We start from the raw sequence: 12592 nt of genomic DNA on the forward strand, positions 1-12592 counted from the left end.
CCTCGATTGATATCGTCGCGGATCATGCCTCAGACGACGGAAATCGCAGCTTCGCGTCGACAGACCCTGGATGCCGCATCCAAGCTGATCATCGAGCAGCTGCAGGAGGACGGACGACGTCCCTACGCGGAGATCGCCAAGGCCGTCGGCCTCAGCGAGGCCGCCACGCGCCAACGCGTGCAGAAGCTCGTCGACCAGGGCGTGATGCAGATCGTCGCCGTCACCGACCCGCTGCAGCTCGGCTTCGCCCGCCAGGCGATGATCGGCATCCGCGTCGCCGGAGACACGCGCGGCATCGCCGCACAGCTGTCGACCCTGCCGGGGGTCAGCTACGTCGTGTCGACGGCGGGTTCGTTCGATCTGCTCGTGGAGGTCGTCTGCGAGAACGACGACGACCTCATGGACCTGCTCAACGAGCAGATCCGCGCCCTTCCCGAGGTGGTCTCGACCGAGACCTTCGTCTACCTCAAACTCCACCGTCAGCTCTACAACTGGGGGACACGATGACCATCGACGACGCCGACCTGCAGGCCAAGGCCCGCGACCACCTCTGGATGCACTTCGCACGCCAGTCGGTGATGACGGAGGGCCCCGGGGTCCCCATCATCGTCAAGGGCGAGGGCCACCACATCTGGGACTCCCGCGGCAAGCGCTACATCGACGGGCTCGCCGGCCTGTTCGTCGTGAACGCCGGCCACGGCCGTCGCCGCATCGCCCAGGCGGCCGCGAAGCAGGCGGAGGAGCTCGCCTTCTTCCCGCTGTGGTCCTACGCGCACCCGTCCGGCATCGAGGCCGCCGACCGCATCGCGCACCTCGCGCCCGGCGACCTCAACCACGTCTTCTTCTCCACGGGCGGCGGCGAAGCGGTCGAGACCGCGTTCAAGCTCGCCAAGCACTACTGGAAGCTGCAGGGCAAGCCCACCAAGCACAAGGTCATCTCCCGCGCCATCGCCTACCACGGCACGACGCAGGGCGCCCTCGCGATCACGGGCCTGCCGGTCATGAAGCACATGTTCGAGCCCGTCACCCCCGGCGGCTTCCGGGTGCCCAACACGAACTACTACCGCGCGGCGGAGTCGGGGTTCGGCGGCGGAACCCCCGAGGAGTTCGGCGTGTGGGCGGCCGACCGCATCGAGCAGATGATCCAGTTCGAGGGCCCCGAGACGGTCGCCGCCGTCTTCCTCGAGCCCGTGCAGAACGCGGGCGGCTGCTTCCCCGCTCCCGCCGGCTACTTCCAGCGGGTGCGCGAGATCTGCGACCGCTACGACGTGCTGCTCGTCTCCGACGAGGTCATCTGCGCCTTCGGCCGCCTGGGCCACTACTTCGGCGCGCAGGCCTACGACTACCAGCCCGACATGATCACGTTCGCGAAGGCCGTCACGAGCGGGTACGCGCCGCTCGGCGGCACGATCGTGAACGACCGCGTCTACGAGCCGTTCGCGCACGGCGACCTGTCGTTCCCCCACGGCTACACCTTCGGCGGACACCCCGTGTCGGCCGCGGTGGCGCTGGAGAACCTCGACGTGTTCGAGGAGGAGAAGCTGCTGGAGAACGTCCGCGAGAACTCGCCGGTCTTCCGCGCCACGCTGGAGAAGCTCCTGGACCTGCCGATCGTCGGCGACGTGCGCGGCTACGGCTACTTCTTCGGCATCGAGCTGGTCAAGGACAAAGCCACCAAGGAGACCTTCGACGACGCCGAGTCCGAGCGCCTGCTGCGCGGCTTCCTCTCCAAGGCCCTGTTCGACGCGGGCCTGTACTGCCGCGCCGACGACCGGGGCGACCCCGTCATCCAGCTCGCCCCGCCGCTGACGATCGGACCCGCCGAGTTCGACGAGATCGAGCAGATCCTGCGCAGCGTGCTGACGGAGGCCGGGACCCGCCTCTGACGGGCATCCCGCCCCCGCCGGGCGGGAGTGGTGTCACCCCAGGATGCGGGTGTCCACCACCTCGCCGCCGCGGATCGACAGGCCGGCGCGCAGCGACGCGTCGGCCTCGAGGGCGGCGCCGGTGCCCAGGTCGGCGAGCGCGAGCGTGTAGCGCAGCGTCGCGTTGGTCAGGGCGAGGGTCGAGGTGAGCGGCACCGCGCCGGGCATGTTCGCGACGGCGTAGTAGATCGCGTCGTGCACGCGGTAGGTCGGGTCGGTGTGGGTCGTGGCGTGGGTGCCCTCGAAGCAGCCGCCCTGGTCGACCGCGATGTCCACCAGCACCGAGCCCGGCCGCATCCGCTCGACCATGTCGAGGGTGACGAGCTTGGGCGCCGCGGCGCCCGGGACGAGCACGGACCCGATGACCAGATCGGCGTCGGCGACGAGGTCGGCGATCGTCGAACGGGTGGACACGCGCGTGTCGACCCGACCGTCGAAACGCTCGTCCAGGCGCCGCAGCTGCGGGATCGACAGGTCGACGATCGTCACGTGCGCGCCGAGGCCCACCGCCATCTGGGCGGCGTGGGTTCCGGCGACACCGCCGCCGATCACGACGACACGGCCGCGCGGCGTGCCCGGCACTCCTCCCAGCAGGATGCCGCGGCCCCCCGCCGGACCGAGCAGCTGCTGCGCGCCCACCTGCACCGACAGGCGCCCGGCGATCTCGCTCATGGGCGCGAGCAGGGGCAGCGAGCGGTCGGGCAGCTGCACGGTCTCGTAGGCGATCGCGGTGGTCCCGGCATCCAGGAGGGCCTGCGTCAACGCCGGGGCGGCCGCCAGGTGCAGGTAGGTGAAGAGCGTCAGGTCCTCGCGGAGGAAGCCGTACTCGGGGGCGATGGGCTCCTTGACCTTGACGAGCAGGTCGGCCGCGCCCCACACTTCGGCGGCGTCGGCGACGATCTCGGCGCCGGCGGCGCGGTACGCCTCATCGCCGAAGCCCGACCCGACGCCGGCGCCGCTCTGGATGAGCACGCGGTGGCCGTGCGCGGCCAGCTCGTCGACGCCGGTGGGCGTCATGCCGACGCGGCGCTCGCTGTCTTTGATCTCTGCGGGAACACCGATGATCATGGCGGGACTCCTTCATGCTGGTCCACGGGCGGGTGAGGTGGAGCGGTGCAGCGCGATCACGATGTCAGTCCCGCGGAACCTCGACAAGATCCACCGAAGATTCGTTGACATCGGCACGTTCCACCGAAATAAGATCGGCGCATGGTCGCATCAGGCTCGAATGATTCGATGGATGCCGCTGACCTCCGACTCATCGACGAGTTGCGGGCGGACGCGCGGCAACCGCTCAGCCGTCTCGCGACGACCCTGGGGCTGGCGGCGTCCACCGTTCACGCGCGGATCGCGCGACTCGTCTCACGCGGCGCGATCCGCCGCTTCACGATCGACGTCGACCCCGCGGCGCTCGGCTACCGCACGGAGGCGCTCGTCTCCGTGCGCATCCGTCCGGGGGCGCGGGCGCAGCTGACGCGCTTCGCGGAGGAGCTGCGCACCCACCCCGACGTCGCCCAGTACTTCTACGTCGCCGGCGCGGAGGACTTCGTGATCCACTTCCGCGGACGCGACAGCGCGGACCTGCGCGCCTTCGTCACCGACCACCTCTCGACCCATTCCATCGTCGCGGCGACCAACACGAGCCTCATCTTCGAGCGCACCGACGGCCTGCGCGGCGTCTGAGCCCGCACCGTTCGTCCGCGCGGACGCGATCCCCGGTCGAATCGTCCGGACATGGCGCCGACGCGTCATCCGAGGTGACGGCGACGCTACACAAACGAAACAGGCCGACCCTAGTATTCGAGCACCCGAAAGACCTCATCATCAGGAGGAATCACGAACGAGTCACTGGCCGCCACGTCGGCATCCTCGCGCTCCGCCACCCTCGCACGCTCGCTGGGGGTCTGGTCCATCGTCGGTCTCGGCCTCGGCTACATGACGCCGACGGTCGTGTTCGACACCTTCGGCAACGTGGCCGTCGAGACCAACAACGTCGTCCCCGCCGCCTACGCCCTCGCCCTCATCGTCATGGGCTTCACGGCGATCAGCTACGGCAAGATGGTCGGGGTCATCCCGAGCGCCGGCTCCGCCTACACGTACGTGCGCGAGTCGATGCATCCGAGCCTCGGCTTCCTCGTCGGCTGGACCTCGCTCATCGACTACCTGCTGCTGCCGATGGTGAACGCGCTGATCCTCCGCAGCTACATGGAGGCGCTGTTCCCCGACATCCCCGGCTGGGTGTGGGTGGTCGCCTTCACGGCGGGCGTCACCGGGATCATCTACCTGACGATGCGCGGCACGTCGAACGTCAACATGATCCTGCTGATCTTCTCGATCGTGGTCATGGCGGTGTTCGTCGTGATGGTCATCGTCCAGCTCGTGCAGGGCGCCGGCGCCGGCACGGTCGCCTCGGTGCAGCCCTTCTTCCACCCGGAGGTGGAGTTCGGCGCGGTCCTGGCCGGCGCGACGATCGTGTGCTTCTCGTTCATCGGCTTCGACGCGGTGACGATGTACGCCGAGGAGGCGAAGAACCCCAAGACGATGCCGCGCGCCATCCTCCTCACGGTGCTCGTCGGCGGGGCGATCTTCCTCATCGCGGCCTACTTCACGCAGCTGCGCTTCCCGTCCCACGAGGCGTTCCCGCCCGAGGCGATAGCCGACTCGACGCTGCCGGAGATCGGCTCGCAGGTCGGCGGCATCGTGCTGCAGTCGGTGCTGACGGCGGCGGGCTTCGCGGCCACGCTCGCGTCGTGGCTCGCCTCGCACGCCTCCGTCGCGCGGATGCTGCTCGTGATGGGCCGCAACGGCGTGCTGCCCAAGAAGTTCTTCGGCTACATCAGCCCGCGCACCCACACGCCGGCCTTCACGGTCGTCCTGGTCGGCATCGTGAGCCTCGCGGCCATCGCGTTCACCCTCGACCAGATCGTCGACTACATCAACTACGGCGCCCTCATCGCGTTCACCTTCGTGAACATCTCGGTGATCGCCTGGTTCGCGATCCGCCAGGGACGACGCCACACACCGCGCGACGTCGTCAACTACATCGTGATGCCCGCCATCGGCATGGCGCTGACCGGACTGCTGTGGGTGAACCTCGACGACCACGCGCTCATCGTCGGCCTCATCTGGACGGGCCTCGGTCTGCTGTACCTCGTCTTCCTGACGCGGGGCTTCCGCCGGCCGGTCGTCTCGTTCGACGAGAACCAGCCCGTCACCGGCTTCAACAAGATCGTCGAACCGGGGCCGCGCTCGCAGATCTGAGCGCCGTCCCCGACGCACCGGGGGAGAGGGCGGGTGTCGCATCTACCGCGGCACCCGCCCTCGGCGTAGCATCCGGCGCATGACCGCCGTCATCCGCACGGACGCCCTCACGAAGCACTACGGCCGCGTGCACGCCCTCGACGGGCTCGACCTCACGGTCGACGAGGGCCAGGTGCACGGCTTCCTCGGCCCCAACGGCGCCGGCAAGTCCACCACCATCCGCATCCTGCTCGGGCTGGCGCGGCCGACGTCCGGCTCGGCGACTGTGCTCGGCGGCGATCCGTGGGCGGAGGCTTCCCGCCTTCACCGCCGCATCGCCTCCGTCCCCGGCGACGTGAGCCTGTGGCCGAACCTGTCCGGAGGCGAGGCGATCGACCTGCTCTGCCGCCTGCGCACGGGCGGCGGCGGGGCGGATGCCGCGGTGCGACGCCGGCTCTGCGCGGACTTCGATCTCGACACCCGCACGAAGGGCCGCGCGTACTCGAAGGGCAACCGTCAGAAGGTGGCGCTCGTCGCGGCCTTCGCCGTCCCCGCCGACCTGTACGTCTTCGACGAGCCCACGAGCGGCCTCGACCCCCTCATGGAGGTCGTCTTCCGTCAGGAGGTCGCCCGGGTGCGGGATGCCGGGGCCACCGTGCTGCTGTCCAGCCACATCCTGTCGGAGGTCGAACTGCTGTGCGACCGCGTGTCGATCGTGCGCGGCGGTCGCATCGTGGATGCCGGGACGCTCGCCGAGATGCGCCACCTCACCCGGACGGAGGTGTCGTTCGTCGCGACGGATCGTGCGACGCTCGCGGCGGCGCGCACGGTGCCCGGCGCCGAGGACGTCACGCAGGCCGCGGGGCGCATCTCGCTGACCCTCGCGAGCGACGCCGTCGCGGCGGCGCTGCCGCGCCTGGGGGCGCTCGGCGCCGAAGGGCTGCGGGTGGCTCCCCCGTCGCTCGAGGAGCTGTTCCTCCGCCACTACAGCGCACAGCCGACCGGGGGGCCGCGATGACGACGCTGGCTCCGCTCCTGCGCCAACGCCTGCGCCGCGATGCCGTGCAGCTGAGCGTGTGGATCGGGGGCACCGCCGCCCTTGCCGCGGCCGGCTACCCCGGCGTGCGCGGCTCGTACGGCGACGAGCAGGAGCGCGTCGCGCTGTTGGCGACGGTGATGGCCAATCCGGTGATCCTGCTCTTCCGCGGGCTGCCGTCGGGGGCGGGTGAAGCGCAGATGGTCGCGTTCCTCCTGCTGCCGTGGCTGCTGCTGCTGGGAGCGCTGATGAGCTCGTTCCTCGCGGTGCGGCACTCCCGCGGCGACGAGGAGGAGGGCCGTCTGGAGCTGGTGGCGGCGACGCCGGCGGGCAGGTCCGTCCCGCTGGCGGCGACGGTGGTGCACGGGGCGGTCGCCGCGGCGGTGCTGGGGGTCGTGGTGAGCGCCGTGTTCGTCGCCAGCGGCGCTCCCGCGCTCGGATCGGCGCTGGTCGGGGCGGCCTGCCTCGTCGTGGCGCTCGTCTTCCTGGGCGTGGGGCTGGCGGCGGCGGAGCTGCTGCCCACCGCGCGCGGCGCGAACAGCCTGTCGGTCTGGGTGCTGCTCGGATGCTTCGTCGTCGCGGGCGTCGGCAACGCGCTCGGCACCCCGAGCGACGACCTCACCCGCATGACGAGCTCGGGCCTCGCCTGGGCGTCGCCGTTCGGCTGGGCCGAGAACGTGCGCCCCTTCGACGCCGACGATCCCCGGCCCCTGATCCTCGGCGCGGTGGTCGCGGCGGTCCTGATCGGCGCGGCGGCGGCGCTGCACGCCCATCGCGACCTCGGGGCCGCCTTCCTCCCCGAGCGGCGCGGTCGCGCGCACGCGCGCCCCGCCCTCGCCTCCCATCTGGCGCTCGTCGCCCGCCAGAGCCTGCCCTCCGTCATCGGCTGGACGGCGGCGGGGGTGCTCGTCGGCGTCCTCTCGACCTCGCTGGGCTCCGTGGCCGACCGGATCGGCGACGACAACCCGACGGTCACCGCCGTCCTGCAGGCCCTCGGGGGCGCCGGCGCGGATCTCGCGCGGGGCCTCGTCGTGGTCTTCTTCGTGATGCTGGGCGTCTTCGCGGCGTGCGCGGCGACGCAGACGGTCGTCCGCGCCCGGCAGGACGAGACCCGCGGCACCGCCGAGCTGCTGCTGTCGTCGGGGGTCGCGCGCCGGCGGTGGCTGGGCGATCACGTCGTCGTCGCGCTGGTCGCGGCGACGCTCACCCTCGTCGGCGGCGTCCTGGGGGCCGCCGCCGGCGCCCAGGCGGCGAGCGACGGCGCGGGGCTGGTGCGGGATGCGGCGATCGCGGGGGCGGGTCAGCTGGTGCCCGCCTGGCTGTTCGCGGGGCTGGCCGCCGTGCTCGTCGTGGTGCTGCCGCGACTCGCGATCCCGACCGCGTGGGCCCTCGTCGCGATCGGCGCCGTCGTGGCGCTCTTCGGCCCCCTCTTCGGGATGAGCGCGGCGCTCGTGGACGTCGCTCCGTTCGCGTCCGCGCCGGTGCCGACCTCCGACGGCGTCGATCTCCGCGGCATCCTGCCCCTCGCTCTCGCCACCGCCCTCGCCGTGGCCGCCGCCCTGCTGGCGATGCGGCGCCGCGAGCTGCGCGCCTGAGGGCCGCACCCGATCGCGACTTCCTGACAGAGCCGCAAGAACGGAAGTTCTTTACGCGCCGAGCGCGCAGAGGGAAGGGTCATCTTTCGTAGCCTCGGAACAACCGGTCGATCGGCCGGTCTCCCCCGAGGCGACGAGGAGCACCCGCGTGACCCCTACGACGCCCCGCGCCGCCTATTTCGTCTCCGACTCCACCGGCATCACCGCCGAGACGCTCGGCCGCGCACTGCTCGTGAACTTCCCCGGAGTCACGTTCCGCCGCCACACCGTGCCGTTCGTCGACTCCGCCGAGGGCGCCGCCGCCGTCGCCCGCGAGATCGACCGCGCCGCCGCGGCGGGTGAGGAGCCGATCGTGTTCCACACCGTGCGCTCCCCCGCGGTGGCCCGCGTGCTGGGCGGAGCCCGGGCGACCCACATCGACCTGCTGAGCGGCCACCTCACCGAGCTCGAAGCGGCGCTCGGCACCACGGCGTCGGAGCAGCTCGGCTCGTTCCACACCGTCGGCGACACGGAGCAGTACTTCGCCCGCATGCGCGCCGTCGAGTACGCGATCGAGCACGACGACGGCCAGAGCATGCGCGCCCTCGACCAGGCGGACGTGCTCATCGTCGCACCGTCGCGCTGCGGCAAGACGCCGACGACCATGTATCTGGCGCTGCAGTACGGGCTGCTCGTCGCGAACTACCCGCTGACCGACGACGACTTCCCCACCGAGGGGCTGCCACGAGCGGTCGCCCCCTACGCCGCGCGCTGCTTCGGACTGACCACGACGCCGCTGCGCCTCAGCCAGGTGCGCCACGAACGGCGCCCCGACTCGACCTACGCGAGTCTCGCGCAGTGCACGCTCGAGCTGCGCCGCGCCGAGGACCTCTACCGCCGCACCCACATCCCGTTCGTGAACTCGTCGACCAAGAGCGTCGAGGAGATGTCGGCGGTGATCATGCAGTCCCTCAAGCTCCGCACCTGAGCGTCCCACCCCTCCCCGCGCCCCCTCCCACCGAAAGGCCCGACACATGAGCAGCATCCTCTGGTTCGATCAGCTCGGCATGGCAGACCTCCCCGCCGTGGGCGGCAAGAACGCATCGCTCGGCGAGATGGTGTCGCATCTCGCCGCTCTGGGGGTGAGCGTGCCCGGCGGCTTCGCCACGACCGCCGACGCGTACCGGGAGTTCCTGGCGGAGGGCGGGCTGCGCGAGCGGATCGCCGCGGCCATCGCGGACGTGGACGTCGAGGACGTCGCGGCGCTCACGCACGCGGGGACCCAGATCCGGGCGTGGATCGAGGAGCAGCCCTTCCCGGCCGAGCTGGAGGCGTCGATCCGCACGGCCTACGCCCGCCTCGCGGGCGAGAACCCCGAGGCCTCCTTCGCGGTGCGCTCCTCCGCGACCGCCGAAGACCTGCCCGACGCCTCGTTCGCCGGCCAGCAGGAGACGTTCCTGAACGTCGCGGGCATCGACAACGTCCTCGCCGCGATCCGGTCGGTGTTCGCGTCGCTCTACAACGACCGGGCGATCGCGTACCGCGCCCACCACGGATTCGACCACGACGAGGTCGCGCTGTCGGCCGGCGTCCAGAAGATGGTGCGCTCCGACATCGGCGCCGCCGGCGTCATGTTCACCGTCGACACCGAGTCGGGCTTCGAGGACGCCGTGTTCATCACGAGCTCGTACGGACTCGGCGAGGCGGTCGTGCAGGGGGCGGTGAACCCGGACGAGTTCTACGTCTCGAAGGTCGCGCTGCGCGCGGGTCGCCCCGCGGTGCTCAAGCGCTCCGTCGGCGAGAAGGCGATCGCCATGCGGTACACGGGTGCCCGCGAGGCGCGCGCCTCGACACGGTTCGAGGACGTCCCGGCATCCGCTCGGCGTCTGTTCTCGATCGACGACGCCGACCTCGTCGAACTCGCCCGCCAGGCGCTCGTGATCGAGGAGCACTACGGACGTCCGATGGACATCGAGTGGGGCAAAGACGGGATCGACGGACGGCTCTACATCCTGCAGGCGCGCCCGGAGACGGTCGTGTCGCGGGTCGAGGCGGGCGTGATCCGGCGCTTCGTGCTCGGCGCGCGCGGCGAGGTGGCGACGGCGGGCCGCGCGATCGGCCAGCGCATCGGTGCGGGACCCGCGCGGGTCCTGCGCAGTCTCGACCAGATGGCCGACTTCCAGCCGGGCGAGGTGCTCATCGCCGACATGACCGATCCCGACTGGGAGCCGATCATGAAGCGCGCGAGCGCGATCGTGACCAACCGCGGCGGGCGGACCTGTCACGCGGCGATCATCGCGCGCGAGCTCGGCATCCCGGCCGTCGTCGGCACGGGGGATGCCACGACCATCGTGTCCGACGGCGACGAGGTCACCGTCTCGTGCGCCGAGGGCGACACCGGGTTCGTCTACCGCGGCATCCTCCCGTTCGAGGAGGAGATCACGCGGCTGGACTCCATGCCGGAGGCGCCGGTGAAGATCATGATGAACGTCGGGACCCCTGACCAGGCCTTCTCGTTCTCGCGGCTGCCGCATCGCGGCGTGGGCCTGGCCCGGCTGGAGTTCGTCATCAACCGGCAGATCGGCATCCACCCGCGGGCGCTCCTGGAGTTCGACACGCTCGACGGCGAGCTGCGCGAGCGGGTGGCCGACGCCACGGCGGCGTACGACACGCCGCGCGACTACTTCGTGCGCCGCGTGGCGGAGGGGGTGTCGATGATCGCCGCCGCCTTCTGGCCGGAGCCGGTGATCGTGCGTCTCAGCGACTTCAAGTCGAACGAGTACGCGAACCTCGTCGGCGGCGAGCTGTACGAGCCGCACGAGGAGAACCCCATGCTCGGGTACCGCGGGGCGTCGCGGTACATCTCGCCCGATTTCCGCCCGTGCTTCGACATGGAGTGCGAGGCGCTGCGGTTCGTGCGCGATGAGATGGGCTTCACGAACGTGCAGGTCATGGTGCCGTTCGTGCGCACCGTCGGCGAAGGGCACGCGGTCGTCGAGCTGCTCGCCGAGAACGGGCTGCGCCGCGGCGAGAACGACCTCAAGGTCATCATGATGTGCGAGCTGCCGTCCAACGCGCTGCTCGCCGATCGATTCCTGGAGTTCTTCGACGGCTTCTCGATCGGCTCGAACGACATGACGCAGCTGACCCTCGGCCTCGACCGCGACTCAGGGCTCGTGGCGTCGACGTTCGACGAGCGCGACCCGGCCGTGCTGCGCCTGCTGTCCCTCGCGATCAGCGCCTGCCGCGCGGCCGGCAAGTACGTCGGCATCTGCGGGCAGGGCCCGTCGGATCATCCCGATCTGGCCGAATGGCTCGTCGCCGAGGGCATCGAGTCGGTGTCGCTCAACCCCGACACCGTCGTGGAGACGTGGCTGCGGCTGTCGAAGACCGCCGAGGCGACGGCTCCGCAGGCCGGGTGATCACCCCGCGCGCCAGACCCGCCCGAGCCGCTCGATCGCGACGTGGAGCAGCTCGTCGGGAGCGGTGAAGGGGATGCGGATGTGGTCGTCGGCGGGTGCGGATGCCGCGAACTCCGAGCCGCCCGCGACCGCCACACCCGCCAGAGCCGCGCGCCGCGCGAACGCGGTCGCCGACCCCGAGGGCAGGCGCGCCCAGAGCGAGAGGCCGCCGCGCGGCACGTCGAAGGTCCAGCCCGGAAGGTGCTCGTGCACCACCGGGACCAGCCGCTCCAGCGCCGCGGCGTGGGTGGTGCTCGCGTCGCGGCGCAGGGCGGGCGCCTCGTCGAGAATACCCAGCGCCATCCGCTGCGCCGGCACGCTGGCGGCCTGGTCGACGAGCTGCCGCGACGCGCGCAGTCTCCGGATCAGCACGGGATCGGCGCGCGCCCACCCGATGCGCAGGCCCAACCACGCCCACTTCGACAGCGAGTCGACGACGATGACGGGCGCGTCCGACCGCAACGCCGCCAGCGACACCGGCACGACTCCGTCGAAGGAGATGTTCGCGAGCACGCGGTCTTCGATGACGCGCACGCCGTAACGGGCGGAGAGCTCGGCGACCGCCAAACGGGATGCCGGCGGCATCCGTGATCCGGTCGGGTTGTGGTGGTGGGGGTTGAGGGCGATGAGGACGGGGCGCAGGGCCACGATCGCGGCCTCCAGGGCATCCACGTCGACGCCGTCCGGCGTCATCGGCACCCCGTGCACGCGCGCTCCCCGCCGCCGGACCGGGTCGACGAGACCGGGCCAGCTGAGCTCCTCGCTCAGCACGACGTCGCCCGGCGCGACGAGCTCGTCGATCACGAGGCTCAGCGCCTGCTGGGCGCCGCTGGTGACGATCACCTGCTCGGGCGTCGTCGGCGTGCCGTCGTCGCTCAGCAGTCGCGCGATGCGCTCCCGCACCTCGGGCAGGCCCGCGGGGTCGGAATCGGCGGCCGTCGCGGCGACCAGGGCGGCATCGAAGCCGCGCACGATCTCGATCGTGCGCGGGGGGATGCGCGGCACCGCGCGCAGGAGGTCGATGGAGGCGGGCGCGGCTTGGAAGAGGCTCTCGCCCTGCGAGCGCCGGGCCGGCAGCGCGATCGCCGCCCCCGCGACGCGCGTGCCGCTGCCCTGCCGCCGTTCCAGCACGCCGCTGTCGGCGAGCGCGGCGTAGGCCGCCACGACCGTGCCGCGTGAGACCGCGACGGCCGCGGCGAGCGCACGCTCCGAGGGCAGCCGGTCACCGGGGCGCAGTTCGCCCGAGCTCACGAGCGCGCGCAGAGCGGCGGCCAGACTCGCCGTCAGCGACCCGTCGGAGTCGACCCAGCGCCCCAGCCGCGCCGCCAGCGCCGCGGGAGACACCACTGCGGTGCG

At 71.6% G+C, this 12592-nt stretch carries 10 protein-coding genes; 8 read left to right on the plus strand and 2 right to left on the minus strand.

Features of this window, described 5'->3' with window-relative positions:
* Positions 1–24 precede the first annotated feature (24 nt).
* Positions 25–507 carry an Lrp/AsnC family transcriptional regulator gene (locus KY498_RS09855; RefSeq protein ID WP_101305449.1) on the plus strand — a complete coding sequence of 161 codons (483 nt, stop codon included), beginning with the start codon at positions 25–27 and terminating at the stop codon, positions 505–507.
* The gene (locus KY498_RS09860; RefSeq protein ID WP_219879368.1) at positions 504–1886 is read left to right on the plus strand and encodes an aspartate aminotransferase family protein; all 1383 of its coding nucleotides are present in this window, start codon (positions 504–506) and stop codon (positions 1884–1886) included. The genes KY498_RS09855 and KY498_RS09860 overlap by 4 nt, the downstream gene beginning before the upstream one ends.
* A gap of 33 nt (positions 1887–1919) precedes the next feature.
* Here the strand turns inward: KY498_RS09860 and ald are convergent, their stop codons facing one another.
* Positions 1920–2993 (minus strand): alanine dehydrogenase, encoded by a 1074-nt coding sequence (ald, locus tag KY498_RS09865; RefSeq protein WP_191009480.1) that lies wholly within the window; start codon positions 2991–2993, stop codon positions 1920–1922.
* Positions 2994–3161: 168 nt separating this feature from the next.
* Between ald and KY498_RS09870 the strand changes: the two genes are divergently transcribed.
* The 6 genes from KY498_RS09870 (at position 3162) to ppsA (ending at position 11197) form a co-directional block, all read left to right on the plus strand.
* Positions 3162–3608 (plus strand): Lrp/AsnC family transcriptional regulator, encoded by a 447-nt coding sequence (locus KY498_RS09870; protein ID WP_061782404.1) that lies wholly within the window; start codon positions 3162–3164, stop codon positions 3606–3608.
* 252 nt (positions 3609–3860) lie between these two features.
* On the plus strand, positions 3861–5186 hold the full coding sequence (locus KY498_RS09875) for an APC family permease (RefSeq protein ID WP_060960229.1): 1326 nt from the start codon (positions 3861–3863) through the stop codon (positions 5184–5186).
* Between the two features lie 79 nt (positions 5187–5265).
* Positions 5266–6183 carry an ABC transporter ATP-binding protein gene (locus KY498_RS09880; protein ID WP_191009479.1) on the plus strand — a complete coding sequence of 306 codons (918 nt, stop codon included), beginning with the start codon at positions 5266–5268 and terminating at the stop codon, positions 6181–6183.
* The gene (locus tag KY498_RS09885; protein ID WP_191009478.1) at positions 6180–7796 is read left to right on the plus strand and encodes a polyketide antibiotic transporter; all 1617 of its coding nucleotides are present in this window, start codon (positions 6180–6182) and stop codon (positions 7794–7796) included. The genes KY498_RS09880 and KY498_RS09885 overlap by 4 nt, the downstream gene beginning before the upstream one ends.
* A 148-nt stretch (positions 7797–7944) precedes the next feature.
* The gene (locus KY498_RS09890; protein WP_060960231.1) at positions 7945–8763 is read left to right on the plus strand and encodes a pyruvate, water dikinase regulatory protein; all 819 of its coding nucleotides are present in this window, start codon (positions 7945–7947) and stop codon (positions 8761–8763) included.
* 46 nt (positions 8764–8809) lie between these two features.
* Positions 8810–11197, plus strand: a complete 2388-nt coding sequence (gene ppsA, locus KY498_RS09895) for a phosphoenolpyruvate synthase (RefSeq protein WP_191009477.1) — start codon at positions 8810–8812, stop codon at positions 11195–11197.
* Here ppsA and KY498_RS09900 read toward each other — a convergent pair whose 3' ends face one another.
* Positions 11198–12583 (minus strand): PLP-dependent aminotransferase family protein, encoded by a 1386-nt coding sequence (locus tag KY498_RS09900; RefSeq protein ID WP_223849547.1) that lies wholly within the window; start codon positions 12581–12583, stop codon positions 11198–11200. It abuts the gene before it with no gap.
* Between the last annotated feature and the right edge of the window lie 9 nt (positions 12584–12592).

The organism is Microbacterium sp. PAMC21962 (genome assembly GCF_019443465.1).
GTDB classification, from domain to species: domain Bacteria; phylum Actinomycetota; class Actinomycetes; order Actinomycetales; family Microbacteriaceae; genus Microbacterium; species Microbacterium hominis.

Excerpts from the sequence above, each read along its gene's own strand:
- KY498_RS09875 (WP_060960229.1), top strand. The coding sequence starts at position 3,861 with ATGACGCCGACGGTCGTGTTCGACACCTTCGGCAACGTGGCCGTCGAG.
- KY498_RS09885 (WP_191009478.1), top strand. The coding sequence starts at position 6,180 with ATGACGACGCTGGCTCCGCTCCTGCGCCAACGCCTGCGCCGCGATGCC.
- KY498_RS09860 (WP_219879368.1), top strand. The coding sequence starts at position 504 with ATGACCATCGACGACGCCGACCTGCAGGCCAAGGCCCGCGACCACCTC.
- ald (WP_191009480.1), bottom strand. The coding sequence starts at position 2,993 with ATGATCATCGGTGTTCCCGCAGAGATCAAAGACAGCGAGCGCCGCGTC.
- KY498_RS09880 (WP_191009479.1), top strand. The coding sequence starts at position 5,266 with ATGACCGCCGTCATCCGCACGGACGCCCTCACGAAGCACTACGGCCGC.
- KY498_RS09855 (WP_101305449.1), top strand. The coding sequence starts at position 25 with ATGCCTCAGACGACGGAAATCGCAGCTTCGCGTCGACAGACCCTGGAT.
- ppsA (WP_191009477.1), top strand. The coding sequence starts at position 8,810 with ATGAGCAGCATCCTCTGGTTCGATCAGCTCGGCATGGCAGACCTCCCC.
- KY498_RS09870 (WP_061782404.1), top strand. The coding sequence starts at position 3,162 with ATGGATGCCGCTGACCTCCGACTCATCGACGAGTTGCGGGCGGACGCG.